Consider the following 25,367-nt stretch of genomic DNA (forward strand, 5'->3'; position numbering starts at 1 on the left):
CCAGGGCGTCGAGGACGGTGGCCGCGTACGGGGCGACGCCGGCGGCGATGCCGCGAATCCACAGGAAGTGGGAGTTGACCTCCTCCATCGCCGTGAAGGGCGAGGATTCTCCGCCTGTGGGTGGTCCTCTTCGTGAGGTATGCCCGCTTCGGGTGGGTTCCTGGTTCCTCCCCGCGTGGGTGGGGGTTGTGCGCGCTGCCGGGGAAACCCCTGGTCTTACGTGCGCTCCGCAGGCGTTTACTCGCCGCCGTTACCGGCGTGAGGCCCCAGGTCCTGGGGTGGGTGGTGGTTGGCCGCTGCGAGGATGCGACGGCCTTCGTATCGGACGTTCTTGCCCGCGTTCCAGTCGCGGTCGTGCCGGGTGCCGCAGGTCTCCTCCGGGCACGTCCACTCGCGCACGTTGAGCGGCTTCTTCCCGTCCCGGCGTCCGCACGCGGAGCATATCTGCGAGCTGGGGAAGTCGCGGGCGACCTTGACGAACTGCCGTCCGCGCCGGATCGCCTTGTAGTCCAGGAAGGACACGAACTGTGCCCATCCGGCGTCGTGCACGCTCTTGGCCAGTCGGCCACGCGCCAGGCCTCGCACGTTCAGGGTTTCCGCAAACACCGCTTGGTTCTCGCTGGTGAGCTTGTGGGACCACTGGTGGTGGAAGTTCCGGCGCGCATCGGCCACCTGGGCGTGAGCGCGTGCGACCTTGATCCGGGCCTTGTCCCGGTTGTTGCTGCCCTTCTTCTTCCGCGACAGCTCCCGCTGCCGCTTCTTCAGTTTCTTCTCGGCCCGGCGCAGGTACTTCGGGGACGCGATGTGCGATCCGTCCGCCAGTACCGCGAAGCGGGTCAGGCCCAGGTCGATGCCCTGGTCCCCATCAGTGGGCGGAAGGACGTCGTCGGCCGGGTCGCTCTCCACGACGAACGAGGCCCAGTACCGGCCCGAGCGGTCCTTGATCAGCGTCACGGACGAGGGCGCGGAGGGAAGATCACGGGTCCACTTCACGCGGACGTCGCCGATCTTCGGCAAGCGCAGGCGCCCGTCTTCGGTGATCTTGAACCTGTCGGAGAGGGTGAAGCGGGCCGACTGCCGGCTGTCCTTCTTGCTCTTGTGCTTGGGCGGCTGGACCTTCGGGCCTTTGCGGACGCCGGTCTTGGAGTCCTCGTGCGCCTTCCATGCGGCGTCCAGGTCCCGAAGTGTCTGCTGAAGTACACCGACCGGCGCGTCCTTGAGGTAGTACCGCTCCTCGGTCTTCTTCGCCGCCGTGATCAGCGTCTTGGACAGGTCCGGGTTCTTCGGCACCCGCATGTACGGGCCTTCGGCGAGCCGCTTCTTCGGGTTGCCGAGCAGCTTGTTCGCCGCCTTGACCGGCTTCACCGGGGATAGAGCGTCGTTCCAGACCACACGTCGACACCCGAACACCTTGGCCGCGCTGATGCGCTGACCTGGCGTCGGATGGACGCGGTACTGGTAGCGAAGCTGCACGCGATCAGCGTACGTACTTGGGTTATGGCTGAGTACGAGGACATCCGAACTGGTAGACACTGTGTTTTCCTCATGCACGCGCACTTGGTTTTCGTGACGAAGTACCGGCATCACGTCTTCACCGACCGGCACCTGACACGGATGGAAGAGATCATGCGGGCGGTGTGCGAGGACTTCGAGACCAAGCTGACCGAGTTCAACGGCGAGTCCAACCACGTCCACCTGCTGGTGAACTTCCCGCCCAAGGTCGCCGTCTCCAAGCTGGTCAACTCCCTCAAGGGCGTCTCCTCCCGCAGGATGCGCCAGGAGTTCCCCGACCTCGTCCAGCACTACTACCGGGCCAACAAGCTGTGGTCCGGGTCGTACTTCGCCGGATCGGTCGGCGGAGCGCCCTTGGCGATCATGCGCCGGTACATCGAGAACCAGAACCGGCCGCTGTAGCTGAGGTCAACAGCGCAGACCCGTGCTCCGGTGCGGGTCACCCCTTTCTTGAGAAGCGATTCCCTACCGGCCTGAAGCCCGGTACTCCCTCGCTGGATCCTGGTGGTGGCTCATGCGGGCATGATCGGGCCGAGGTAGGTGCCGCCGGAGACGTCGAGGGTCCGTCCGGTGATGTAGCGGCCCCCGGGCCCGGCGAGGAAGGCGACGACGTCGGCGACGTCCTCCGGCTCTCCCAGCCGGCCGAGTGCCGTGATCGCCTCCAGTTCGGCGACGACCTCGGGGACGGAGGTGTAACCAGCGGTCAGGTCGGTGCGGATGGCCCCCGGGGCGACGGTGTTGACGGTGATGCCGCGGCGGCCCAGTTCGTTGGCGAGGGTGGGGGCGAGGGATTCCAGTGCCGCCTTGGTGAGGGTGTAGCCGATCTGGAGGGAGACGGCGAACCGGCTGGCGGTGGAGCCCATGTTGACGATGCGGCCGCCGTCGTTGAGCAGCGGCAGCGCCCGCTGGGTGACGAAGAACGGGGCACTGACGTTGGTCTCGAACAGCTGCCGGAGTTCTTCGCAGGTGACCTGGGAGATCGGGTGGCCGGAGCTGATGCCCGCGTTGTTGACGAGGATATCCAGCCCGCGTCCCCGGAGTTCGGGGGTGAGCTGCTCGAACAGCCAATCCACCGCGTCCTGTTGGCCGAACCGGGCCCGTACGGGGAAGGCCCGGCCGCCCGCCTTCTCGATGTGCTCCACGGTGTCGGCCGCGGCCCGCTCGTCGCTGCCGTAGTGCACAGCGACGCGTGCGCCCTCGGCGGCCAGCCGCACGGCGACGGCCCGGCCGATGCCGCGCGACGCGCCCGTCACCAGTGCGGTGGTGCCGGTCAGTTCGCCCATGGTTCCGCTCCCGTCGGTCGGTGCCCGGACCCTGGTGGTTCCGGTGCGACGCCACCATCGCGGGCACCGCTCACCGCTCGCTCACCGCGGGCACACCGCCGCTCACCGGGCTCACCGGATGCCCGGAAGCAGCCGGGCCCGGCCGGTGGCGTGGGCGGGGTGGCCGGGGATGTCCAGAGGAGTCGTTCCTCTGTGCGGGTGCGCCAGTCCAATCCGCACATCGCCTTCGGGTTCGGGCGGCACTTCTGTCCCGGAGCCGCGCCGGCCCGCGCCCCGGACCATGACGCCCAGAGGTCATGGTCCGGCGGCGATCAGGGCGTCGACGCCGTCGAGGATGCGGGCGAGGCCGAATTCCAGGGGGTCTGTGCCGTCGGGGTCGAAGGCGCCCTCGGCGACCGCCCTGGTCAGCGCCGGGTAGCGGTCGGCGTGCCGGGCGAGCAGTTCGGCGGTGAGCTGGTTCCACTCCCGGTCCTGTTCCTCGTCGTAGTCGCCCTGCTGCTGGGCCAGGTTGCGGACGAGTCCGATCAGCAGCAGGAAGACCTGGTGGCGCTGGGCGCCGCCGAGGCCGGTGGGTTCCAGGGCGGCGAGTGCCGCGTCGAGCCAGCGCAGCTGGTGGGGGCCCATCTTCTGGCGGCGCATCGCGGTGGCGGTGAGCAGCCAGGGGTGGGCGGCGTAGACGCGGGCGCACTGCCGGGTCCACTCGCGTACGGCACCCCGCCAGTCGGCGTCCGGTACTGCGGACAGGTCGGGAGCCTCGGCCAGCACCGACTCCACCATCAGCTCGACGAGTTCGGTCTTGCCCGGGACGTACCGGTACAGGGCCATGGCCGACAGGCCGAAGCCGGCGGCGACCTTGTTCATGGAGAGCGCGTCCAGCCCTTCGGCGTCCGCCAGCGCGACGGCCGCGGCGGCGATCCGCTGTGGGGTGAGGCTCGGCTTGGGGCCCCGGGTGGGCGGCTCCTGCTCCCCCCACAGCAGCGCGAGGCTCGCTCGCGCATCGCGTGGTTTGTGCTGCTCCTTGGCGTTCCGGCCGGCCATGGGCCCTCCCGTTCGACTCCGCTCGGCGAAGCCTGTTGACTCCGCCCACCAACTGTATATACCGTAAACACATCTACTGACGACATAAACAGTTTAGGGGGAACACCATGCTGCTGACCTACCGCGCGCTGAAGCGCCGCGCCCTCGCCAGGAAGCTCGCGATCACCACCCCGAACGGCATCGACGAGTCCTCCTACGTCCGCATCGGCGGCATCGACCAGTGGATCTCGATCCGCGGCGAGGACCTGTCGAACCCGGTGATCCTGGAGGTCCACGGCGGCCCCGGCGCCTCCAACCTCGTCTTCACCCCGCGCACCCGCGCCTGGGAGCGGCACTTCACGATCGTCCGCTGGGACATGCGGGGCGCCGGCAAGACCTTCGCGGCGGGCGGCCCCGAAGGCCAGGGCGAGATGACCCTCGACCGCGTCTACCAGGACGCCCTGGAGGTCACCCACCACATCCGCGCCCGGCTCGGCGTCGACCGGCTCCTCCTCGTCGCCAACAGCTTCGGTACGGTCACCGGGCTGCGCCTGGCCCGCAACCACCCCGAGCTGTACTCGGCGTACGTCGGCACCGACCAGAACATCATGGCGGGGGGCCGCGACGCCTCGGGGTACGAGGCGCTGCTGGCCCGGCTGGAGCAGGCGGGGAAGCGCAAGGAGCTGGCGCGGATGGTGTCGATGGGCCCGGACCGCTCGGCCTGGTCGCCGCAGGAGTGGTCGGAGTACGCGAAGACGGTGGTCACCACGGACCCGCTGACCTACGACACCATGAAGACGGTCGTCATCCGCTCCCTGTGGTTCTCCCCGTTCCACACCCTGCGCGGCCTGCGCGCCTATCTGAAGGGGATGACCTTCTCCGAGCAGCTGGGCCCGCAGGGGACGACGATCGACGAGTACGCCGACGGGACCGCCTTCCGCATCCCGTTCTTCCTCTTCCAGGGCGACAGCGACGTCCTCACCCCGCCGGAACCGGCCCGCCGCTACTGGGAGGAAGTCACCGCGCCGGTCAAGGACTTCGCTCTCATCCGGGGCGCGAGCCACTTCGCGTCCTTCCGCCACCCCGACCAGTTCCTGGAGCTGATGCTGGACAGGGTGCGGCCGGTGGTGACCGGGGAGACGGCAGGACGAACCCCGGGGCGATGAGTGCACGAGGAAGCCGGCGACCGCCCGGGCCGCCACGTCGGCCCGGGACGTCGTCACCGGGTCGGGGACCAACGGTCGGCGGCGACTGGTACGACGTCATCCACGCGATCCACGACCCGCACCGCAGCCGGCTGCGGCTGGCATCGGCCGGCCATCTGCCGCGGTCCTCATCCGGGCCGGCGGACCTCCGGAACTTCTCGATCCGCCCACCGGCACTCCGCTCGGGGTCCGCACCGAACCGCTCCGCGGAAGACACCTGCGACCACCTCCTGCGACAACTGAGCGTTACTGGCCTTCTCCTGCTTTCGAGGAGCGGAAGGCCAGTGTTCCCACGAACGCCAGCGCGGCCATGACGGCGGCGCCGGCGAATGCGGCGGTGATGCCGCCGGTCAGGGCCTTGCCGGGGGTGCCGGTCGTGCCGCGGGAGTACGTGCCGAACACCGTGGTGAGGATGGCCAGGCCGAGCGTGATGCCGGTCTGCTGAATGGTCTGCAGCGCCCCGCCGGCGGCCCCGGCCGCGCTGGACGGCACCTTCGCCATGATGATCACGCTCAGCGGCATCAGCCCGAGCCCGGTCCCACACCCCATCAGCACGGTCGCCGCGCACACCACGGGAAAGTAGCCGGTGTCGGGGGTCAGTCGGGTCAGCAGGGCCAGCCCGGCGACCAACAGCGCGGTGCCGGTCATGGTCACCGGCTTCGGCCCGAACCGCCTGAGCAGCCGCGGCACCAGCCGGATCATCGCGAACATCAGGACGGCGGTCGGGAGGAACGCGAAACCCGTCGCCAGCGGGCCTGCCCGGCGTACGTCCTGCAGGTACAGGGACAGGAAGAAGAACATCGACATGCTCGCCATGTAGCCGACGAACACATTGGTGTACGCGGCCGCGCGATCGCGGTCGGTGAACAGCACCAGCGGCAGCAGGGGCTGCACCGCCCGTTTCTCGAGGAGGAGGAAGACCACGATCAGTACGGCGCCCGCGAGGAGCGAGAGGGCGATCGTCGCATCGCCCCATCCGTGCGTCGCAGCCCGGATGAAGCCGAACACCAGGGCAGCGACCCCGCCCGTCGCGGTCAGCGCACCCAGCAGATCCAGTCGGGCCTCCCGTCTGGGCGGCGCCGGCAGGTACCGCCCGGCCAGCACGACCGCCGGCACGCCCAGGGGAACGTTGATGAACAGTACCGCCCGCCAGCCGAGCCACTGGGCCAGCAGGCCGCCGAGGATCAGGCCGACCGCGAATCCGGCGCTCGCCATCCCCGAGTACAGCGCCAGCGCGCGCACCCGGGCCCTCGGCTCGGTGAAGACCGTGTTCAGCAGCGCCAGCGCGTTCGGTCCAGCCATGGCTGCCCCGGCCCCCTGTGCGACCCGGGCGGCCAGCAGCCAGTCGGCCGACTGTGCAAGGCCCCCGGCCAAGGACGCCGCGGTGAACAGGGCGATGCCCACGACGAACAACCGCCGTCGGCCGAACAGATCGCCCGCGCGGCCGCTGACCAGCAACAGCCCGCCGAACGCCAGGGTGTACGCGTCGAGGACCCAGGGCAGGGCGGTGGCGCTGAAGTCCAGGTCGGTGCGCATGCGTGGCAGCACCACGTTCATGACCGTGACGTCAAGGACGATCAACAACTGGCAGCTGAGCAGGAGGGCCAGCACGACGCCGGGGCGAAGGGGGCGGCCGTCCGTGCCGGTCTCGGCATCGGGGAGCGCTGCGACATCAGACATGAGGACTCCGGGAGGGAGGTGGAAACCGCGACCGGGTGGTGCGGCGCGTCAGCCGACCGAGATGCGGCGCAGCTTTCTCGGGGAGTCGACGGGGTAGGCCGCGCGCGCGTGCACGACGCGCCGGTTGTCCATGACCAGGACCTGGCCGGCCTGCCACCGGTGTGCGTACATCACCTCGGGGACGGTCAACCACCGCTCCAGCGCGGCGAAGAGCCGGAGACTCTGCTCCTTGGTGTAGCCGAGCACGGCCGCGCCGTAGTTGCGTTCCGGGTCCTCCGGGTAGTCGAGCCCGATCCAGAGCGTGTCCCCGCCCGTGACGGGGTCCACCTGCACCGGTGCCACGACCGGGTTGCCGTCGGGGCGTTCCACGTAGAAGTCCGAGACCCTGGACCAGTACTCGATCCGGATGCCGCGCAGTGTGTCCACCAGGTCGGCGGGAGCCGTCGCGAAGAACGCGCGGCTGCCGGCGATCAGCGTCTCGCCGCCCTCGTCCGGGGCTTCGAGACACTCCAGCCCGATGTAGCTCACCCTGTTCGCGTTCAGGAGTGCGTCGACGTGCATCGGTATGGCGCCGGTCCGGAACTGCGAGTTGTCGGTTCCGGACCGCTGTTCCTGGATGAGCTGTGTTCCGAACTGGTACGACGCCGCCGCGCCGAGCGGCGCCATGATGTCCTCCAGGGACATCGGATCCGGGCCCTCGGGCTCCAGGACGACGAAGCCGTGGCGCTCCAGCTTCTCCAGGTACGGTGAGGGCGCCCCGCGGCCGCAGCGGGCGTCGGCGGCCGAGCGCCGCCAGTCGGTGGTGGGGTTCATGGTTCTGTGTCTCTTCCGCTGGTCGGTGACGGGGCATCAGGTACGGCTCAGCTGCCGTGGGTGAACTCCGCCCGGGCGTAGTTGGCCGCCGCCGGGCCGAACTGGAGTGCCGCGTGGGAGCCCGCGGTGTGGATGTCGCGCCACAGCCGCTGCAGGACCGAGCCGGTGCTGTGTCCGCTGGTGCCGGAAGCCCTCATGAGGCGGTCCACGGCGCGGACCAGCTGCTCGGCCGCGTAGGCGCAGTCCCGCTGATGGCGCGCCACGTCCGGGCGGGTGATCGTCGGCGCGGTGTCGATGACCTGCGCGACGCGGTCGAGGAGCAGTTCCGCCGCGTCGATCTCACTGGAGCTGCGCGCGAGCACGTCCGCGTAGTGGGCAACCACCGGATCGTACGCACCCGGGCGCCCCCGCAGTTTCGCCGCGGTCAGCTGCTTCCAGTACCGCAGGGCGCCGTGGGCGGCGCCGAGCATCGGCAGGCAGAACAGGAAGGTGTTCACGGCCGGCAGCGGCACCGCGCGACCGTCCGGGCCTGCAGGCGGGGCGTCCACCTCGGTGAGGAGGCCGACGGGGAAGGTCATCGTGTCCGCAACGAAGACCTGCTCGACGACCGCCGTGTGGCTGCCGGTCGCCTGCATCCCGACGTCGTCCCAGGTCCGATCGATGCACACCTCGGCGCGCGGCACCAGGCACACCCGCTGCCCGGGCGCGCCGATCCCTTCCACGGCGGCGGACAGCAGGATCCAGTGGGCCCGCTCCGACGAGGACACCGCCGGCCAGGATCCCGAGAGCAACCAGCCGCCGTCCACCGGGGTCGCGGTGCCCCTGGGCGTCACGCCGCCGGCGATGAGGACATCCGGTCCGCCCGCCCACAGCCGCTGCTGTCCGGCCGGCGGCAGGTAGTTCGCCGCGCGGGTCATCAGCCCCGCCACCACCGTGCACCAGGCAGTCGCCGGGCACTGCTCGCCGATGGTGACGGCCGCCTGCTTCAGTTGGGTGAACGTCCCGCCGGAGCCGCCGAGCGACGTCGGCACGAAGTGACGTGCGGCCCCGGCGGCGACGAGCGCGTCGACGACGTCGAGGTCCGGCGTGCGGGCGGCCTCGGCCTTCTCGGCTCGCTCGCCCGCCAACTCGGCGATGTGCCGGGCCTGTTCCACGAGCGAGGAGGATCGGGGTGTGTGCATGGCGGCATCACCTCCCGACCGTGTGCTGCGAGACGATCTGCGCGGCGAGGCGTGCGACGGTCACCGGCTCGCGGAAGAGCCGGGCGACGGCGAACTCGACGTCGAAGTCGTCCTCCAGGACGGACAGCAGCCGGACCATGGTCACCGAGTTGAGACCGGCACCGATGAGATCGGCCTCGTACTCGTCGGGGCCGACCCGGTAGCCCTGCTGCCGCAGCCGATCGACGATCGTGCTGATCACCGCCTGTTCGTTCACTGCCAACCGCCCTCGATCTCGTCCTGTACGTGCCGCAGGTTCTCCGCCGCGAACACGTCGAAATGTCCTCCGGTCAGCGCGACGGTGCGCATCGCCGGTGCCCATGTCCGCCAGGCGTCCGGGTCCGGTTCGGCCGGCCGTCCACCGGCGCGGAGCTGGACGACCGGAACCGGTACGGGGCTCGGCTGCCAGTCGCGCAGCAGCAGCTTGTTCTGCCGGTACACCTCGAGCCTCCGGCGCAGTGCCGGGTCGGCGCGCACGGCCTGCGCCGAGACCACCACGCCGCCCGCCTGCCGGATGTCGTGGACGAACCCGGACACCATCGCCGCGTCGGAGTCCTCGCAGTGGCGTGCCGCCGCCGACACGGGAGTGTCGAGCATGACGACCCTGGTGACGGGGTAGGTCGCCGCCCGCGCGGCCTCCGCGGCGAGCGCGCCGCCGAACGACCAGCCGACGAGGACGCACGGCACACCCGGGTCGTCGATCCGCCCCGCCAGGTGGCGCAGGCAGACGTCCACCGCGCCGGCCAGTGTGGGGGCCTGGGACCCGGGCGTGTCGAAGGGCCGGTCGAAGCCGAGCACGTGGACGTCGAGGTCGCCCGGCAGGTTCCGGATCAGCCCGGCGTAGCAGGCGACGCCCCCGCCGACGGGCGGGAAGAAGATCACCCTGCCGCGCGGGTTCGCCACCGAGCGCGGGGTGAAGCTCCACACCGCCTCGGTCGCCGGTCCGCGTCCGGCCTCGCACAACTGCGCCAGGCCGGTCACCGTCGGGTTCGAAAGGAAGCGCCCGAGCGGGATGTCGTACCCGAACCTGCTGCGCAGCATCGACAACAGCCGGATCGCGTCGAGGGAACTGCCGCCGGACTCGAAGAACCCTTCCGTTCCGGGTGCCCTGCCCAGGAGCTCGGTCCAGCAGGCCGCCACCTCCTGGGCGTACGGTCCCCGGTCGGGCGACGCGGCTGCTTCGGCCGGCGCGGCGGGCGGCGTCGCCGCCGTGCGCAGCCGGCGGTGGTCGACCTTGCCGTTGGCGGTCAGCGGGATCTCGTCGAGGTCGACGAGCGCGTAGGGGACCATGTACGCGGGCAGTTGGTCGCGCAGCGCGGCGATGCTGCGCTCGCGCCAGTCGGCGGGGGCGTCGGCGGACAGCGTGACGCAGGCGAGGACACCGCCGCCGTTCTGCGGGACGCACGCGGCGCTTCGGCGCACGTGGTCCATGGCGTTGAGCAGTGATTCGATCTCGCCCAGCTCGACCCGGTAGCCGTTGACCTTGACCTGGGTGTCGACGCGGCCGAGCAGCTCGACGACGCCGTCCGGGCCGCGGCGGCCGCGGTCGCCGGTGCGGTAGATCCAGCCGTGCTCGGGGTCGTCGAAGAACGCCTCCGCGGTCCGCTCCGGGTCGTTCAGGTAGCCGTCGGCGACTCCGTGGCCCGCGATGTGGAGCTCGCCGATGTGCCAGTGCGGGCACACGTTGCGCTGGGCGTCCAGCACCAGGATGTCCTGGCCGGCCAGCGGCCTGCCGTACGGGATCGACCGGCCGGTGCGGTCGGCCGGCGTGATCCGGTGCTGGATCGACCAGATGGAGCCCTCGGTCGCGCCGCCCAGGCTGATCATCCGCGCCGCGGGGGACAACCGCTCCAGCGCGGCGGGAAGGTGCAGCGGGATCCAGTCCCCGCTGAGCAGGAAGGTGCGGAGGGACGGAAGGGCGCCGCCCTCCTCCGCGAGCAGGGCGGCCAGCGCCGGCGCCGAGTTCCAGATCGTCACCGAGTGCTCCGTGACGATCCTCGTCCAGGCCGACGGGGTGCGCGCGGAGTCCTCCGGCAGCATGACCACCGCGGCGCCGACGAGCAGCGGTCCGAAGATGTCGTACACCGACAGGTCGAAGCCGATCGAGGAGACCGACAGCACGCTGTCGGACGGTCCGAGCTCGATCAGGTCATTGATCGCGTCGATGGTGTTCAGCACCGCGCGGTGGCGGATGACCACGCCCTTCGGCTCCCCCGTCGACCCGGACGTGAAGATCACGTAGGCGACGTCGGGTGCGCCACGGTCCGGCAGCAGGCGCCGTCCCGGGGCCGTCGTCGGCACGGCGATCGTCCGCACCCGGAGCCGGTGCCACTCGTCGGCGGCGTCGCGCTCGTCGCCGGTCACCGCGAAGCGCAGCCGGGCCTGACGGGTGATCCGGTCGAGGCGTCCTCGGGGCAGTCCCCAGTCCAGCGGGATGTACACGCAGCCGGCAAGCAGCGCGCCGAGGATCGCCACGACCTGGCCGCGGCCGCGCGGCAGATGGATCGCGACGTGGTCGCCGACGGCGGCGCCCGCGGCCGCCAGCCGCTGCGCGACCTCGGCGGCGGCGTCGGCAAGCGCCGCGTAGGTGAGCACCCCGTCGCCGTCCCGGACGGCCGGCGCGTCGGGCGTCCGCTCGACGGTCTGCAGCACCCGCTGCTGCAGCGTCGCTCCCCCGTGTTCCGCGGCGGGGACGCGGCCGGCCGCGGGGAGCGTGCGCCCGCCCGCGCCGGTCCAGTCGGCCCCGTCGGCCGCCAGCCGGTCGACGGCGTGGGCGTACTGCTCGATGAAGTCGTCGAGGAAGCCCTCGTCGAACGCGTCGGTGCGCCAGTCGAAGCCCAGGTGGATCGTGCCGTCGCGGTCCACGCCGACCTGGTGGTCCAGCAGGACCTGCGGTACTCGCAGTTGCACGGTGTCCCAGTCCCGCCGCAGGCCGAGCGCCGCTTCCCGCGGCGTGTCGAGTTCGGTCGCGGTGAACGCGAAGGGGTACAGCAGTCGGCGCCGGTCGGCGGTCGGGTCGGCCAGGCGGACGATCTCGGGGCCGCTGAGCGAGGAGTGCAGCGAGTGTTCCAGGACGCGGCCCTGCACCTCCCGCGCGAGCGAGACGAAGTCGCGCTGCTCGGCCGCCGGTATCGCCACCGGCAGGGGGGTGCCGTGGTTGCCGAGCTGTCCGTTGCCGGCGTGCGGGTCCTGCTGCGAGAGAACGAGGGTGACAGTGTGCGGCAGGCCGCCGCCGACGGCGCCGAGGAGCGCCCCGTACACGGTGAGGAAGACCATCGGCACGGTCAGGCCGTGCCGGTGGGCCTGCTGGGTGATCGCCTCCGCCGTGGGCCGGTCGAGGTGCAGCATCCGGTGCGCCACGGCCCGGCCCGCGTGCCGCCAGTCGGGCCGCAGCGGTACCTCGGCGGTCTCGGGCAGCGTCGGCGCCACCTCGCGCCAGTACCGTTCGTCGCGCTCCTTTCGCCGTCCGGTCGGCGAGGCCGGCGCGGGGGCGGCTGCCACGCCGTCGGCGTCCGCGCCGGTGCCGGCGTCGGTGTCGGTGTCGCGGACCAGCCCTTCGAGGAACCGGGCGAGTGAGGCTGCGTCCATCAGCCACAGCGCGTAGACGAGGTGGATCCGCGCCCGCCGTGCCGAGCGGACCACGGTGACGCGCAGCTGGGGCCAGGCGTCGAAGGCGAGCGCGTCCGAGCGGAACTCGTCGCGGACACCGCTGTCGAGGGTGTCGAAGCCGGCCTCCGTCGCGTCCAGTACGGTGACCGGGACGACCGCGTTCCCGGCGACCGGCGTCCGGGTCAGGTCGTCCCCGACCCGCGTGCGCAGGACCGGGTTCTCCCGGACCAGACGGTCCAGGCGCCGTTGGACGGCGTCCACGGCGGACACCCGCAGCTCGCAGGCGAGGTAGTACCGGGCCGGACTGCGCAGTTCGAGTCCGTCCTGGTCGCCGACCAGATAGGCGCGCTGGAGCGGTCCGAGCACGGGGTGGGACGCTTGCGGTGCAGGCGGGGCCGGCACGGCGACCGTCTCGACGTGGTCAGTCATGGGTCGCCTCCCGGCCCGTGCGGATCGCCTTCAGCAGCCCGCGGTGCACGCGCCCGATGACATCGGCGCCGGAGATTCCCTTGCGGTAGTAATAGGTCATGACCATCTCGGACCCGGACATCTGAAGCTCCCCCTGCAGTTGGTAGCGCAGCGCACGGCCCAGTGCCCGCGGGCTCCAGGACCCGAGGTCGCGGGCACGCAGGTGCCGCGGCATCGGCCGCTGGTTGAACAGGACCGTGGACAGCGGAAAGCGGTTCGTGACGGCCAGCCCCAGATCTGCGACACGCTGGTCGAACTCCCAGTCGCCGTGCTCCGTGCCGTCGGCCAGCTGACCCGCCATGACGTGGACGTTGTCCCGCAGGGACGCTGCGCCCGGTCCGCGGACGATCAGGCTCGTGGTGAAGTTTCCGACGACGGCGGCGTCGGTATCGCCGCGGTTCTGGCTCATCACGATGACGGACGGGCGGTCGAGCCCGAACGTGGCGGCGACCGCCTGCTCGAAGCCGGCCAGGACGACGGTGAACGCGGAGACGCCCAGCTCCTGAGCGAGCAGGTGGACCTGGCGGGTGCACACGGTGCCCAGGGGCAGCGAGAGCAGCTCCCCCTGCGCGCCGTCGGGCCCGGTGGCTTCGGGCAGTTCGACCTGGGTGACACCGTCCAGCAGGCCCCGCCAGTACGCGGCCGCCGCGCCCGGCTCCCGCTGCCTCGCCGTCGCGCGGCAGAACGCCCGGTATCCGCCGTGGCCGTGATCCGCGACGGGGTCCGGGCCGTGGCCGGACAGCGCGGCCCGCAGCTCGCCGGCCAGCGCGTCCAGGCCCAGCCCGTCCACGAACAGGTGATGTGCCACCAGGAGGACGGAACTGCCCGTGGTCCCCCGGACGAGCGCGGCCCGGATCGGCGGGGCGGCCTCGGGGTCGATCAGCTCGGACACCAGCGCGGTACGCGCGGCGTGCACGCCCTCGCGGAAGGCCGACGAGTCCGTCTCGGCGTCGATGTCCACGACACGGACCGCACAGGACAGTTCCGCCGGCTCGGTCCAGGTCTGTTCCTGCCAGTCGGCGGTGAGCGCCAGCCCCAGCACGTCGTGCCGTACGAGCAGTGCCCGCAGCGCCTCGGTGAGCGCCGTCTCGGGCAACCGCCGCGGGACGGGGATCTCGCGGGAGATGTTGCACCAGTTCGCGTTGCCGCTCGACATGCATATCCACATGTACGCCAGCTGACGGGACGACAGCGGACAGCGGTGCGGCGCGGCCGGCGCGGACGGGCGGGCCGTCTCGGCGGCCTCGGGGCCGGCCGGGCGGCGCCGGCGGTCGATCTCGCGGGCCAGGGACGGCACATCGCGCAGGCCGAAGGCCTCCGCGACGGTCAGTCGCACCCCGTGGACGCGGTTGACGGCCGACATCGCCGCCAGCATCTCCAGCGACGAGATGCCGGCGTCGACCAGGCTGGAGATGCCCTCGTCGATGCCCAGCAGGGTGCGCAGGTGCCGTTCGACCCCGTGCCCGGCGGCACCGGTGGGGTCGTCGGACGGCGGGACGGCAAGCCGGTCCAGGGATGCCAGCAGGGCCCGCCGGTCCACCTTGCCGCTGCGCAGCATCGGCAGGTCCGCCCGCAGGTGCAGGGTGAACCGCGGCAGCCGCCGGCCGCGGCCCAGGTCGTGGATCGTGGTGCGCAGCGGCTCCTCGGCGGGAGCCTCACCGGGCGCGGTGGCGACGAAGAGCTGCGGGCCGCCGTGGTCGACGACCACGCACTGTCGTACCTCGGGCAGCGCCTCGACGTCGTCGATCAGGGGCTGGAAGGAGACCCGCCGGCCGCCGACCTTGATGTCGTTGCCGCTGCGGCCGACGATCACCAGGGCGCCGTCGTCGGTCCGGCGGCCGAGATCGCCGGTCGGCAGGGGGACGGGGAAGGGGACCGTCCGGTGCCGGTCACCGGTTCCGGCGGTTCCGGCGCACAGGGTGCCGAGCGCCGGTGCCCGCGAGGTGACGAGCACCTCGCCGACTCCGGTGCCGTCGAGGTCGCGCAGGGCCACCTCGACGCCGGGGCGCGGAACCCCGACGGGTATCGGCCGCCCGGCACCGTGGTCGAGGCGCTGGACGTCGCGCCGGTACAGCTGCGCGAGCGTCGCCTCGGTCTGGCCGTACAGGTTGACGATCTCGGCGTCGGGTGCGAGGGCGGCCCACTGCTCCACCACCCGTCGGCCGAGGACCTCTCCGGCGAAGAAGACCAGCCGCAGCCCCGGCAGTCCGGCCGCCGCGAGGCGCGGTTCCTCGGCCAGCCGGGTCGCGATGGACGGGACGAGGAACACCGTCGTCGGGGCGCTGTCGACCAGGTGGTCGGCCAGCGCCGGCAGGTCGAGCTGCGCGTCGACGGGCGGCAGTGACAGCACGCCGCCGGCGCCGAGCACGCCGAGCAGTTCCCGCAGCGAGGGGTCGAAGTTCACCCGGGTGACGGCGGCGCACCGGTCGGATTCGGCGAGTGCGAACTCGTCGCGGAACCAGTCGAGGAAGAGGTCCAGGCCGCGACGGCTGCCGACGATGGCCTTCGGCTCCCCGGTCGAGCCGGATGTGGGGATCACGTAGCCGGCGTCCGGGTCCTGGAACCTCCGTGTCCGGCGCTCGGTGTGCGCGACGGATTCCAGGAGGATCGCGCCGGTGCCGGAGTCGACGACGATCTCGGTCACTCCCGGGTTCGCCCCCCGGTACTGGTCGGCCGGGGTGACGTCGTGGCTGATCACCGCAGCGGGGTGGGTGCGCTGTTCGAGCCAGGCGTACTGCTGCGTGGTCAGTCCGGCGTCCACCGGCACGGGCACCGCGCCGGCGCGCCACGCGGCCAGCAACCCGACCAGGTACGCGGGCGACAGCGGGCCCATGACCAGGACGCTCGCGCGGGCCACGCCGGCCGCGGCGAGCCGCTCGGCCAGGGTGGTGACCGCAGCCTCCAGCTGCCCGTACGTCACCGACCCGCTGCACCACTCCACGGCGACCCGCGCCGACCGCTCGCTTTCGGCGACCGGGCATCGTGGGCCGGTGCTTTCGACGAGGCTCATGTCGCGAGTGCTCCCTCGTCCTGGACGATGCGCTTGACCGCCTCGTAGTCGGTCTTTCCGACCGGGGTCCGCGGCAGCGCGGCGGCGAACCGGTATGTCTGGGGCAGCTGGTGCGGCAGCAGATGCGAGGCGACCTGCCGGCGGACCGATTTCGGATCGCACCCCGGCTCGGTCATGACCAGCGCGGCGACCTGTTCGCCGCCCTCCCCGTCGGGCACCCCGACGACGCCGCAGTCGATGACGCCGTCGCACTTGCGCAGTGCCGTCTCGACCTCGATCGGCGCGACCTTGTTGCCCGTGACGTTGATGAACGTGGACTTGCGCCCGCGGATGAACCAGCCCTCCGGCCGTGCGACGACGAGATCGTGGGTGCGCAGCCAGCCGTCCACGAACATCGCCGACTCCGCCGCCGGGTCCCGGTAGTACCCGCGGGCCAGGGCCGGGCCGCGCGCCAGGAGTTCGCAGATCCGTTCCGCGCTGTCGAACGCGTCGACCGGCTCCAGCCGCCACTCGATCCCGGGGAGCGGCAGCCCGATCGTCCCCGGTCCCGCGTTGTCGGCGTCGTACGTGATGATGCCGATCTCGCCGAGCCCGTAGCCCTGGCGCAGCGGCAGGCCGAACCGCTCGCCGAAGCGCGCCTGGGTGTCGGCGGCGATGGGGGCGCTTCCGGTGAGGGCGAACCTGAGGGACCCGAGCATCGAGGGGTCGACCCCGCCCGCCGCGACGAGCATCTGGTACATCACCGGAAGGCCGCTGACGAAGGTCACCGCGTGTTCGGCGACGGCGCGGGCCAGGCCACGGCCCGTCAGGTGCGAGCCGCGGGTGAAGACGAGCTTGGCCCCGCTCAGCAGGCTGGGCAGCGCCAGTACGTCGATTCCGTGGCCGTGCCACAGCGGCAGTGCGCACAGCACCACGTCCGAGGGGCCCAGGCCGGCCTCGCCCGCCCAGGAGGTCACCCGCTCCATGACGGCCGCCTGGCTCATCACGATTCCCTTGGGCTCACCGGTCGAGCCCGAGGTGCAGTGCACGACGAAGTCCGTCGGCAGGTACTCGTGGGCCGTCTTCGCCGCGTGAGCGAACCTCTGGGAGACTCTCTCGCGGCCTCGTGCGGTCGGCTCGCACACGATGGAGCCGATGCCGTCGGGGCCGTCGCGCAGCACCATGTCCAGGTCGAACCTGGCCGCGAGGCGCGCCGTTTCCTCGGGTGTCGCCCTGCTGTCCAGGAGCACGACGACCAGCCGCAGCCTGGCGGCGGCGAAGTAGGCGGAGACGAAGCTGACGGGGTCGTCCAGCGCCAGGCCGACGACGGAGCCGAGCGGGGTGGCGGCGAGCCGGTCGGCGATGACGTCGGTGGTCTCGACGAGCCGGCCGTAGGAGACCGTGGTGCCGTCGTAGGACACCACCGCCGTCGCGTCGGACAGGGGCCGGGCGACGCGGCACAGTTCCTGATACAGCGTCATGACGCGGCGCTCGCCGCGTTTTCGACGCTCCTGCCCAGGATGTTGTTGAAGTGGTTGTGCATCGCCTTCGCCGCGAAGGTCCTGCGGTGCACGGCCTTGGAGTCCTCGCGGGTCTGCTCCAGGGTCGCCCGCAGCCGGTCGGTGAGCACGTGCTTGGTGGCCGAGAACGCGACCTCGGGGTAGCGCGCCATCCGCCGTGCCCGCTGCACCGCCCGGTCGAGCAGGAATTCCGGCTCGCAGGACTCGTCCGCCAGGCCCCAGCGAAGAGCGGTGTCGGCGCCGATCGGGCGGCAGGACATGAGGACGTGACGGGCGATGTCGTAACTGCCGATGGTGGAGAGGACGGCGGCGCCCATGGAGGCCCCGATGCCGTGCTCCAGCTCCGGCATGACCAGGTTCGCCCGGGTGGACATGATCTTCCAGTCGAACAGCATGGCCAGCTGGAAGCCCAGGCCGATGGCGTGGCGGTCGATCGCCGCGATCGTCGGCTTGCCCGTGTCCAGGACCGCCAGGTAGAGGTCGGTGATCCAGTCGATGAGCTCGTCGACCGACTCGTCCGTCGCCAGCAGCATGACCTCGTTGAAGTCCCCGCCCGCGCTGAAGCTCCGGTCACGTCCGCCGCCCACGACGATCGCGCCCACATGGTCGTCGCCGTCCGCTTCGCGGAGAGCGGCCGTGAAGGTCTCGGCCATCTCCTTGCCGAACGGATTCGTCGGCTTCTCGTGGGCCAGGGTCAGGATCCGGATTCCCTCGACGTCCTCGATGTCGATCAGTGCCATGGTTCTCCCCTGTGCTCAGTGGTGCTCGCGGACGTAGGCGGACATCGCGGCCTCCAGGCACTTGTCCGAGTCGATCGGCTCGTGCGGTGACTCGACCAGCGCACCGGCCTGCTCGGTGGCGAGGAGTTCGTAGAAGCGCTCCACGTCTACGGCCTCCAGGCCGATCAGCCGGGCGACGGCGCCGTCGAGATTGCGCTGGACACCGCTGCCGTGGTGCATGGCCTGCTTCGGCCGCCACGCGATCTCCGGCGGGAGGAGCGCCTCCGCGGCGGCCCGCATGTGCCCCTTCTCCCGGTCCCGATGGCGCATGACCTCGGGGGCCGTGTCCAGGGCGGCCTGGATGACGGGCGTGTTCCAGTACATGTGGCGCAGGACGTAGCCGTGGGCCGCGGCCCCCGCACCGGTCCACTCGCCGCCCAGGGCCCCGTCGGCCAGGCACTGGGCGACGGCACGCTGCAGATCGGGCACCGTGCCCGCTTCGGCCCGGAGCCCGGAGTTGATGTAGTCGGCGCCGATGCCGGTCAGGATGGTGCCGGCGGGTGTCCGGCCCTCCCGGTAGACGGCGACGAGGTTGACTCCCCCGGCGACCATCTCCCGGTCGGGAACGCCGAGCATCCGGACGGTCTCCGGGATCGCCCGGAGGATGTCCTCCTCGGACAGCGCGATGTGACGGACCGGCATGCCCAGGTGGGATCCGAGCTCGTCGGCCGCGGCGTACTCGTCACCCCACGGAGTGCCCAGGGTGGCGAGGTGATCGAGGATGCCAGCCTGTTTCGCCAGCGCGGCGACGAGCCCGGAGTCCACTCCGCCGGAGACGACGGCCGTCAGTGGCCGCGGCGTGCCGGAGGCGTTGATTTCCCGGCGCAGTACCTCGATCTGCCGGGCCCCGGCCTCGACGGCGGTCTCGCCGGTGACGGGAGAGGCCTGCCAGCGCTTCGACACGGTTTCGGTGACATCGATCGAGTCGCCGTCCGCGGAGCGGGAGAAGACGACGGTACGGCCGCCGCCGATCGTGCGGATCGAGGCGCGGACCGCGCGGATCTGCGCGACGCGATCGGGTTCCGCGCCCACGCACGCGATGGCTCGTGCGGTGAGTCCGGCCAGGTCGGATCCGATCAGGACGCGGCTCGTGCCCGGCTGCCGCCAGTAGCGCAGGAGCGTGAGGTTCTGCCGGCTGGTGCGGACCGTGACGCGGTCACCGGTCCACTCGATCGTGTTGCAGTCGTCCGGGCCGCCGGGGGGCAGCGGCCATCCGCGGCCGAATTCCTCCGCCACGAGCCGCCCGGAGTCGCCTGCTTGCCCGGCGCCGTCGAGCTGTGCCACGAGGCCGGTGCGCTGGTTGCGGACGTCCAGGAGTACCGAGGGATATGTGTTCATGGGGGCCGTCACTCTCACGCGACCGACAGGCGGACCAGCTTGCGCGGCTGGTCCGGGAAGGCGGCGCGGCCATGGACGACCTGCCGGTTGTCCTGGACGATCACCTCTCCGGCCTGCCACCTGTGGGCGTAGAGCACGCTCGGCCGGTGCAGCACCGCCTTGATACGGTCGAGCAGCTCGGCGCTGTCTTCGGCCGTGCGGCCCACGACCGTCGCGTCGTGGGTGCGCATCGGGTCGTCGGGGTCGGTGAGGCCGATGACCAGCCGCGTCCTGCCGGTGACCGGATCGTCCTGGACGGGGGCCACCCTGGGGTGGTTGCCCTCGGGCCGGTTGCGGTAGTAGCCGGAGATCCGGTTGCGGTATTCGATGGTGATGCCGCGCATGACCTCGAGCAGATCCGCCGGCGCCTGGGCGAAGAACGCGGCGTTGCTCGCGATCAGCGTCTCGCCACCGGCTTCGGGTGCCGTCACGCACTGCATGCCTATGTACCTGACCGGCGGTCCGGCGTTGAAGAGGCCGTCGGTGTGCAGCGGCATCGCACGGGTGGTGAACTGCAGGTTGTCGGAGCCCTCCGTCGGCTGGAGGTCGAGCTTGGTGCCGAAGCCGTACTCAACGGGTTCGCCCAGCTCCGACATGATGTCGTCGAGGCTGTGGTCGCCGGCTCCGCCCGGCTGGAGGACGACGAAGCCGTAGTCGTCCAGCTTCTTCCGGAAATCCTGGTGCTGTCCGGGGGGACAGACCGCGCGTTGGGCGATTTCCTGTATGTCGAGCGAGTTGGTCATTTCCACCCCAAAGCGATCTGATGCGACGCCTGCACGGCCGCACCGACTCGGTTGACGTCTCTGCTGCGGAATGCGTCGGCGGCCGGCGGCGTGCGGCTGTGCATGCATCGGAACGCCTCAGGAGGTGAGCGGCCGGCTTCCGGCCTGTTCGCTCGACGACGCGAGAGCCTGGCGGCAATGCCCGCCGGGGTCGGGTTCAAGGCGTTCGAACGTCGCCAGGTCGGAGCGGGCGAGGTGACTTTGGTGACTGCAATGGCATGACGTGCGAAAACCCATCTCCGGTCGGACAACGAATGATCCGCAAGGGTGACGCAGGAGAGACACCTGGAGCGACTCCGGTACGGGGCCGTACATCGGGCTCTCCCACACGCGAACGTACACGCGGACAGCGACAGGGCAGTCGGCGGTAGAGGCCCCTTGGACACGTACTCCAGCGGGCCTCCAGGTTCTGTCCGTGGCGGTGTTCCGCCACGCAGAGGATCCCCGGGACCACATGGTCCCGGGGATCCTCGGTGTTGTCGGCGTTTTCCTAGGGGGCCGTTTCGGTCCAGGTGACCGGCAGTTCGTGGACGCCGTAGATGTTCATGTTGGTCCTGAGTTTCACTTCACCGGCGGGGACGGCGAGTTGCAGGGTCGGGAAGCGCCGCAGCAGGCCGGCGAAACCGGCGCGCATCTCGAGGCGGGCCAGTTGCTGGCCGAGGCACTGGTGGACGCCGTGGCCGAAGGCCAGCTGACCGCGGGCCTTGCGGTGGATGTCCAGGGTGTCGGGGTTGTCGAAGCGCCGGGGGTCGTGGTTGGCGGCCAGCAGGGAGATGACGACGGTCGATCCCTTGGCGATGGTCTCACCGCCGAGTTCGATGTCCTCCGTGGCGTAGCGGTAGAAGATGTCGGCGACGGACAGGTAGCGCATGAGCTCTTCGACGGCGCCCGGCATCAGGTCCGGGTCGGCGCGCAGTTCGGCCGCCTGCTCGGGGTGCTCCAGCAGCGCGAACGTGCCCAGCCCGAGCATGTTGGCGGTCGTCTCGTGGCCCGCGAGCAGCAGCAGGAAGGCGATGCCGGTCAGTTCCTCGATGGTGAGCTCGTCACGGCGGGCCAGGTCGGACAGGATGTCCTCGCCGGGGGTGGCGCGTTTGCGCGTGACCAGTTCGGCGAGGTACGTGGTCAGGCTGGTGTAGGCGGCCATCTTCTCTTCGAGCACCACGTCCTTTTCCAGGAACGTGGCCGTGTCGGCCTGGAAGCTCTCCCGGTCCGCGTAGGGGACGCCGAGCAGTTCGCAGATCACCAGCACGGGCACCGGCAGCGCGAATTCCCTGACCAGGTCGACCGGCGGGGTCAGGCGCGCCATCGCGTCCAGTTGCCGCTCGGCGATGTCGATGATGTGCTCTTCGAGCTGCTTCATGCGTTTGACGGTGAAGGCGCCGGTGAGCATGCGCCGCAGCCGCGTGTGGTCCGGCGGGTCCATGCTGATGAACAGGCCCGGGATCTGCGGGGACGGTTCGGTGGCGGCGGGCGTGCCGGGGACCTCGTACGGGACGTGGAGAACGCCGATGTCCTGGCGGGAGCTGAACCGGGTGTCGGCCAGGAGTTGGCGGACCGCGTCGTAGCCGGTGACCAACCAGCCCTCGTGACCGTCGGGGAAGACCATGGGGCTGACGGGGCGGGCCTCGCGCAGCCGGGTGATGTCGCGGGGCGGGTCGAAGGGGCCCGCGTCGCGCTCCATGGGGAGGCCGTGGGGGACGAGAGGCGTGTGGCTCATCGGTTTCCTTCCGTGGGTGGGGGGTGGGCTCGCCCCTGCGGGGCCGGGCGGAGGCTCAGACGGCGACGGCGGTGCCGCGGGCGTGGCCGGCCTTTTCCGGTGCCTGCTCCCCGAGCAGCTCCATGGCTGCCGTCAGATCGCGCAGGACACGGTCGGCGAGTTCGGCTGCGGACGTGCCTCCCAGGTCCCGGGCGGTCGGGAGGGGGAGCATGGCCTGGTCGCTGGAGGTGACGGACATGGTGGGGCTCCTTTACGTCGTACGCCGTTTCCGGCGCCGTTCCGCTTCCGTGGCTCCATCATGGCACACGACTGGCGTCATGACGAGCCAATGTGCGCCACATATGAGCCACGATGAGCCACACCCGGACGCGCCGCGTAAAACTGCAGGCCTGTGGGGACTTGGGCCGGGCGACGGGCGTAACGGGTGCGCGCGCCGAGCCGCCGACCTGCACATTTATGACCCCCTTACGACCGGCTGCGCGTCCCGGAACCCATGAGTGGCGCGAATGATGCCATCGATGACTCCTCGCGACACCACCTCCGTGCCATGATGGCGTCACGTTTCGTCGGAGTGAGCCATCAAGGGGGCGGATCATGGAGACAGCACGCGGCCGGCAGCAGGCAGCACCTGGCGCCTTCGCCGCCTTCGCCCGCTTCGTGCTCTGCGGCGGCGGGGTGGGGCTCGCTTCCAGCTTCGCCGTGGCAGCCCTCGCCTCCTGGATACCCTGGGCCCTGGCCAACGCCGTGATCACCGTGGCCTCCACGCTCCTGGCCACCGAGCTGCACGCCCGCTTCACCTTCGGCGCGGGCTCAGGCGCGACCTGGCGCCAGCATGTGCAGTCGGCCGGGTCCGCGACGGCCGCGTATGCGGTGACCTGCGGGGCGATGGTCGTCCTGCAGCTGCTGGTGGCGGCGCCGGGTGCGGTGCTCGAACAGGTCGTCTACCTGTCCGCCTCCGCACTCGCCGGCCTCGCGCGGTTCGCGGTGCTGCGCCTCGTCGTCTTCGCGCGGGGCCGCTCGCAGGCCGCGGCCACCGTCCGCGCCACCCCTCCCGCGGCCGTGGCCCACGCCTCGGTCCCGGCCGACCCCGCGGCGCTCTGCCACGCCGCCTGACCGGTCGGCCGAAGAGGCGGACGGGCCCGGCGCGTTCGAACGTCCCTCGACGGCCGCTCCAGCGGGGGCGGGCAGCGTGAAGGCGGACGCGCAGGCGTTGCGTCCCTCTCCTGCCCCTGGTCCGGGATCCAGCTCGTCGGGCCGGACGCCGGAGATCTCGTCGATGGAGCCACCATGCGAAAGTCCGAAGAGCCTCAGCTGCGTCTGTTCGTGTTCCACCACTCGGGTGGTTCGCAGCTGACGTACCGCGACTGGCCGTCCTGCTTCCCGGCCGACTGGGAGGTGCAGATCCCCGACGCGCCGGGCCGCGGGCCCCGCGACGAACGCCCCCCGCTGAGCGACACGGGTGCCCTGCTCGAGTACTTCCTGCACGAGCTGGACAGCCGGCTGACGGGCCGCTTCGCGTTCTTCGGGCACAGCATGGGCGGGCTCGTCGCGTACGAACTGACCCGCCGGCTCATCGATCTGGGGCGCACACCGCCGGTCTGGCTCGGTGTGTCCGCACGCGGCACGCTGCACCCCGACGGGGATCCCGCGCGCCGGCATCTGCTGTCCGACGCGGAACTGCGCCGGGAGCTGATGGCGATGGGCGGTACGTCGTCCTCGGTGCTGGACCACGACGAGCTGTGGGACCTGTTCGCGCCGACCATCCGCGCGGATCTGCTCATCAGCGAGACCTGGCGTACGAAGCCCCTCACCGCACCGCTGCCGGTGCCCCTCTCGGTGTTCGGCGGCACCCGGGACCATGTGGCGCCACCGCACCGCCTGGACGGCTGGGCGGCCGCCTCCGAGCACTTCCTGGGCCTGCGTCTGTTCGACGGCGGCCACTTCTACTTCCAGGACCGGCTCCCGGAGGTCGCCGGACGGATCCAGGACGACGTGCGCCGCGCCCTGCTCCTGACCAGGGCACCGTCCCAGGCCGCGTGACGACCGCCGGGCCGACCGGCGGTTACTTGGGGTCCTGGTTGAACTTGGCGGTTGCCCAGCGGTAGCCGAGTGCGGTGAGGGCGAGGCTCCAGGCGAGGGCGATCCAGGCGTTGTTGCCGATGGGGGTGCCCAGGAGGAGTCCGCGGAGGGTTTCGATGGTGGGGGTGAAGGGCTGGTAGTGGGCGATGGGCTGGAACCAGCCGGGCATGGAGTGCAGGGGGACGAAGGCGCTGGAGAGCAGGGGCAGCAGGATCAGGGGCATGGCGTTGTTGCTGGCGGCTTCGGCGTTGGGGCTGACCAGGCCCATGCCGACCGCGATCCAGGTCAGCGCCAGGGCGAACAGGACGATCAGTCCGAAGGCGGCGAGCCAGTCCAGGGCGGTGGCGTGGTGAGAGCGGAAGCCGATGGCCACCCCGACGGCGCCGACCAGGACCACGCTCATGACGGACTGCAGGACGCTGCCGATGACGTGGCCGATGAGGATCGAGCCGCGGTGGATGGCCAGGGTCCGGAAGCGGGCGATGATGCCCTCGCTCATGTCGGTGGACACCGACACCGCGGTGCCGATCGTGGTGGAGCCCACGGTCATCAGCAGGATGCCGGGCACGATGTAGGCGATGTAGGCGTCGCGGCCGGCGCCGCCGCTCATGGCGTTGCCGAAGATGTAGACGAACAGCAGCAGCAGCATGACCGGCGTCAGCAGCAGGTTCAGGGTCAGGGACGGGTAGCGCCGGGCGTGCAGCAGGTTGCGGCGCAGCATCGTGGACGAGTCGCGTACGGCGAGAGACAGGGAGCTCATCGGGCAGCCTCCTTGGGCTGGTTCGACTGGGCCGGCACGTCGTCACCGGTCAGGGCGAAGAAGACGTCGTCCAGGTCGGGGGTGTGGACGGTCAGTTCGTCGGCCTCGATGCCGGCCGAGTCGAGCCGGTCGAGGATGGTGCGCAGCTCGCGCTGGCTGCCGTCGCTGGGGATCTGCAGCGCCAGCGCTTCGTCGTCCCGGGTGGCCTGGTGCAGTGCGGACGCGGCGTTGTGGTAGGCGGCCGGGTCGGTGAAGCGCAGCTTCACATGCCCGCCCGGGATGAGCCGCTTCAGCTCCTCGGCGGTGCCTTCGGCGGCGATCCGGCCGTTGTTCAACACCGCGATGCGGTCGGCGAGTTCGTCGGCCTCCTCCAGATACTGCGTGGTGAGGAAGACAGTCGTGCCGCCGGTGACGAGCTGGCGGATGATGCCCCACATGGTGTGGCGGGAGCGGGGGTCCAGACCGGTGGTCGGCTCGTCGAGGAAGATGATCCGCGGGTTGCCGACCAGGGTCATGGCGATGTCCAGGCGGCGCTTCATACCGCCGGAGTAGGTGGA

General features: G+C 71.2%; 21 protein-coding genes. 4 read left to right on the forward strand and 17 right to left on the reverse strand.

Annotation, left to right across the window (positions count from 1 at the left end):
* Nucleotides 1-237: 237 nt before the first annotated feature.
* On the reverse strand, nucleotides 238-1,473 hold the full coding sequence (locus ACWC2T_RS41115) for an RNA-guided endonuclease InsQ/TnpB family protein (protein ID WP_450675413.1): 1,236 nt from the start codon (nucleotides 1,471-1,473) through the stop codon (nucleotides 238-240).
* Nucleotides 1,474-1,497: 24 nt separating this feature from the next.
* Here ACWC2T_RS41115 and tnpA point away from each other — a divergent pair, with 24 nt between their 5' ends.
* A complete protein-coding gene (tnpA, locus tag ACWC2T_RS41120; RefSeq protein WP_450675414.1) occupies nucleotides 1,498-1,914 on the forward strand; it encodes an IS200/IS605 family transposase in 417 nt (138 codons plus the stop codon).
* A 110-nt stretch (nucleotides 1,915-2,024) separates the two neighbouring features.
* On the opposite strand, the gene ACWC2T_RS41125 is transcribed toward tnpA, so the two are convergent.
* Both ACWC2T_RS41125 and ACWC2T_RS41130 read right to left on the reverse strand, forming a co-directional pair.
* The gene (locus tag ACWC2T_RS41125; RefSeq protein WP_450675415.1) at nucleotides 2,025-2,795 is read right to left on the reverse strand and encodes an SDR family NAD(P)-dependent oxidoreductase; all 771 of its coding nucleotides are present in this window, start codon (nucleotides 2,793-2,795) and stop codon (nucleotides 2,025-2,027) included.
* Between the two features lie 294 nt (nucleotides 2,796-3,089).
* Nucleotides 3,090-3,833 (reverse strand): TetR/AcrR family transcriptional regulator C-terminal domain-containing protein, encoded by a 744-nt coding sequence (locus ACWC2T_RS41130; protein ID WP_450675416.1) that lies wholly within the window; start codon nucleotides 3,831-3,833, stop codon nucleotides 3,090-3,092.
* 107 nt (nucleotides 3,834-3,940) lie between these two features.
* Between ACWC2T_RS41130 and ACWC2T_RS41135 the strand changes: the two genes are divergently transcribed.
* Nucleotides 3,941-4,978: an alpha/beta fold hydrolase gene (locus ACWC2T_RS41135; protein ID WP_450675417.1), complete on the forward strand. Its 1,038-nt coding sequence runs from the start codon at nucleotides 3,941-3,943 to the stop codon at nucleotides 4,976-4,978.
* Between the two features lie 285 nt (nucleotides 4,979-5,263).
* Here the strand turns inward: ACWC2T_RS41135 and ACWC2T_RS41140 are convergent, their stop codons facing one another.
* The 12 genes from ACWC2T_RS41140 to ACWC2T_RS41195 form a co-directional block, all read right to left on the reverse strand.
* Complete coding sequence (locus ACWC2T_RS41140; protein WP_450675418.1) at nucleotides 5,264-6,697, reverse strand: MFS transporter; 1,434 nt, start codon at nucleotides 6,695-6,697, stop codon at nucleotides 5,264-5,266.
* A 48-nt stretch (nucleotides 6,698-6,745) separates the two neighbouring features.
* Complete coding sequence (locus tag ACWC2T_RS41145; protein ID WP_450675419.1) at nucleotides 6,746-7,510, reverse strand: TauD/TfdA family dioxygenase; 765 nt, start codon at nucleotides 7,508-7,510, stop codon at nucleotides 6,746-6,748.
* Between the two features lie 47 nt (nucleotides 7,511-7,557).
* On the reverse strand, nucleotides 7,558-8,691 hold the full coding sequence (locus ACWC2T_RS41150) for an acyl-CoA dehydrogenase family protein (RefSeq protein ID WP_450675420.1): 1,134 nt from the start codon (nucleotides 8,689-8,691) through the stop codon (nucleotides 7,558-7,560).
* A gap of 7 nt (nucleotides 8,692-8,698) precedes the next feature.
* Entirely contained in the window at nucleotides 8,699-8,947 is a 249-nt protein-coding gene (locus ACWC2T_RS41155) for an acyl carrier protein (protein ID WP_450675433.1), read from the reverse strand.
* Nucleotides 8,944-12,768, reverse strand: coding sequence for a non-ribosomal peptide synthetase (locus ACWC2T_RS41160; RefSeq protein WP_450675421.1), 3,825 nt, complete (start codon nucleotides 12,766-12,768; stop codon nucleotides 8,944-8,946). The genes ACWC2T_RS41155 and ACWC2T_RS41160 overlap by 4 nt, the downstream gene beginning before the upstream one ends.
* Nucleotides 12,761-15,817 (reverse strand): AMP-binding protein, encoded by a 3,057-nt coding sequence (locus ACWC2T_RS41165; RefSeq protein WP_450675422.1) that lies wholly within the window; start codon nucleotides 15,815-15,817, stop codon nucleotides 12,761-12,763. The genes ACWC2T_RS41160 and ACWC2T_RS41165 overlap by 8 nt, the downstream gene beginning before the upstream one ends.
* Nucleotides 15,814-17,277 carry a class I adenylate-forming enzyme family protein gene (locus tag ACWC2T_RS41170; RefSeq protein ID WP_450675423.1) on the reverse strand — a complete coding sequence of 488 codons (1,464 nt, stop codon included), beginning with the start codon at nucleotides 17,275-17,277 and terminating at the stop codon, nucleotides 15,814-15,816. The genes ACWC2T_RS41165 and ACWC2T_RS41170 overlap by 4 nt, the downstream gene beginning before the upstream one ends.
* Nucleotides 17,274-18,056: an enoyl-CoA hydratase/isomerase family protein gene (locus ACWC2T_RS41175; RefSeq protein WP_450675424.1), complete on the reverse strand. Its 783-nt coding sequence runs from the start codon at nucleotides 18,054-18,056 to the stop codon at nucleotides 17,274-17,276. The genes ACWC2T_RS41170 and ACWC2T_RS41175 overlap by 4 nt, the downstream gene beginning before the upstream one ends.
* A gap of 15 nt (nucleotides 18,057-18,071) precedes the next feature.
* A complete protein-coding gene (locus ACWC2T_RS41180) occupies nucleotides 18,072-19,433 on the reverse strand; it encodes an asparagine synthase C-terminal domain-containing protein (protein ID WP_450675425.1) in 1,362 nt (453 codons plus the stop codon).
* Nucleotides 19,434-19,447: 14 nt separating this feature from the next.
* Nucleotides 19,448-20,215 carry a TauD/TfdA dioxygenase family protein gene (locus ACWC2T_RS41185; protein WP_450675426.1) on the reverse strand — a complete coding sequence of 256 codons (768 nt, stop codon included), beginning with the start codon at nucleotides 20,213-20,215 and terminating at the stop codon, nucleotides 19,448-19,450.
* Nucleotides 20,216-20,744: 529 nt separating this feature from the next.
* On the reverse strand, nucleotides 20,745-21,971 hold the full coding sequence (locus tag ACWC2T_RS41190; RefSeq protein WP_450675427.1) for a cytochrome P450: 1,227 nt from the start codon (nucleotides 21,969-21,971) through the stop codon (nucleotides 20,745-20,747).
* 55 nt (nucleotides 21,972-22,026) lie between these two features.
* Nucleotides 22,027-22,209 carry a hypothetical protein gene (locus ACWC2T_RS41195; RefSeq protein ID WP_450675428.1) on the reverse strand — a complete coding sequence of 61 codons (183 nt, stop codon included), beginning with the start codon at nucleotides 22,207-22,209 and terminating at the stop codon, nucleotides 22,027-22,029.
* A gap of 356 nt (nucleotides 22,210-22,565) precedes the next feature.
* On the opposite strand from ACWC2T_RS41195, the gene ACWC2T_RS41200 reads away from it, so the two are divergent.
* Together ACWC2T_RS41200 and ACWC2T_RS41205 are read left to right on the forward strand one after the other, a co-directional pair.
* Complete coding sequence (locus tag ACWC2T_RS41200) at nucleotides 22,566-23,084, forward strand: hypothetical protein (protein ID WP_450675429.1); 519 nt, start codon at nucleotides 22,566-22,568, stop codon at nucleotides 23,082-23,084.
* A 174-nt stretch (nucleotides 23,085-23,258) separates the two neighbouring features.
* Nucleotides 23,259-24,011 (forward strand): thioesterase II family protein, encoded by a 753-nt coding sequence (locus ACWC2T_RS41205; RefSeq protein ID WP_450675430.1) that lies wholly within the window; start codon nucleotides 23,259-23,261, stop codon nucleotides 24,009-24,011.
* Between the two features lie 22 nt (nucleotides 24,012-24,033).
* Here ACWC2T_RS41205 and ACWC2T_RS41210 read toward each other — a convergent pair whose 3' ends face one another.
* A complete protein-coding gene (locus tag ACWC2T_RS41210; protein ID WP_450675431.1) occupies nucleotides 24,034-24,810 on the reverse strand; it encodes an ABC transporter permease in 777 nt (258 codons plus the stop codon).
* The coding region (locus ACWC2T_RS41215; RefSeq protein ID WP_450675432.1) for an ATP-binding cassette domain-containing protein at nucleotides 24,807-25,367 on the reverse strand (561 nt) is incomplete at its 5' end. The genes ACWC2T_RS41215 and ACWC2T_RS41210, both read right to left, overlap by 4 nt.

It is taken from the genome of Streptomyces sp. NPDC001393, assembly GCF_053597455.1.

Excerpts from the sequence above, each read along its gene's own strand:
- tnpA (WP_450675414.1), top strand. The coding sequence starts at position 1,498 with ATGGCTGAGTACGAGGACATCCGAACTGGTAGACACTGTGTTTTCCTC.
- ACWC2T_RS41125 (WP_450675415.1), bottom strand. The coding sequence starts at position 2,795 with ATGGGCGAACTGACCGGCACCACCGCACTGGTGACGGGCGCGTCGCGC.
- ACWC2T_RS41130 (WP_450675416.1), bottom strand. The coding sequence starts at position 3,833 with ATGGCCGGCCGGAACGCCAAGGAGCAGCACAAACCACGCGATGCGCGA.
- ACWC2T_RS41135 (WP_450675417.1), top strand. The coding sequence starts at position 3,941 with ATGCTGCTGACCTACCGCGCGCTGAAGCGCCGCGCCCTCGCCAGGAAG.
- ACWC2T_RS41140 (WP_450675418.1), bottom strand. The coding sequence starts at position 6,697 with ATGTCTGATGTCGCAGCGCTCCCCGATGCCGAGACCGGCACGGACGGC.
- ACWC2T_RS41145 (WP_450675419.1), bottom strand. The coding sequence starts at position 7,510 with ATGAACCCCACCACCGACTGGCGGCGCTCGGCCGCCGACGCCCGCTGC.
- ACWC2T_RS41150 (WP_450675420.1), bottom strand. The coding sequence starts at position 8,691 with ATGCACACACCCCGATCCTCCTCGCTCGTGGAACAGGCCCGGCACATC.
- ACWC2T_RS41160 (WP_450675421.1), bottom strand. The coding sequence starts at position 12,768 with ATGACTGACCACGTCGAGACGGTCGCCGTGCCGGCCCCGCCTGCACCG.
- ACWC2T_RS41165 (WP_450675422.1), bottom strand. The coding sequence starts at position 15,817 with ATGAGCCTCGTCGAAAGCACCGGCCCACGATGCCCGGTCGCCGAAAGC.
- ACWC2T_RS41170 (WP_450675423.1), bottom strand. The coding sequence starts at position 17,277 with ATGACGCTGTATCAGGAACTGTGCCGCGTCGCCCGGCCCCTGTCCGAC.
- ACWC2T_RS41175 (WP_450675424.1), bottom strand. The coding sequence starts at position 18,056 with ATGGCACTGATCGACATCGAGGACGTCGAGGGAATCCGGATCCTGACC.
- ACWC2T_RS41180 (WP_450675425.1), bottom strand. The coding sequence starts at position 19,433 with ATGAACACATATCCCTCGGTACTCCTGGACGTCCGCAACCAGCGCACC.
- ACWC2T_RS41185 (WP_450675426.1), bottom strand. The coding sequence starts at position 20,215 with ATGACCAACTCGCTCGACATACAGGAAATCGCCCAACGCGCGGTCTGT.
- ACWC2T_RS41190 (WP_450675427.1), bottom strand. The coding sequence starts at position 21,971 with ATGAGCCACACGCCTCTCGTCCCCCACGGCCTCCCCATGGAGCGCGAC.
- ACWC2T_RS41195 (WP_450675428.1), bottom strand. The coding sequence starts at position 22,209 with ATGTCCGTCACCTCCAGCGACCAGGCCATGCTCCCCCTCCCGACCGCC.
- ACWC2T_RS41200 (WP_450675429.1), top strand. The coding sequence starts at position 22,566 with ATGGAGACAGCACGCGGCCGGCAGCAGGCAGCACCTGGCGCCTTCGCC.
- ACWC2T_RS41205 (WP_450675430.1), top strand. The coding sequence starts at position 23,259 with ATGCGAAAGTCCGAAGAGCCTCAGCTGCGTCTGTTCGTGTTCCACCAC.
- ACWC2T_RS41210 (WP_450675431.1), bottom strand. The coding sequence starts at position 24,810 with ATGAGCTCCCTGTCTCTCGCCGTACGCGACTCGTCCACGATGCTGCGC.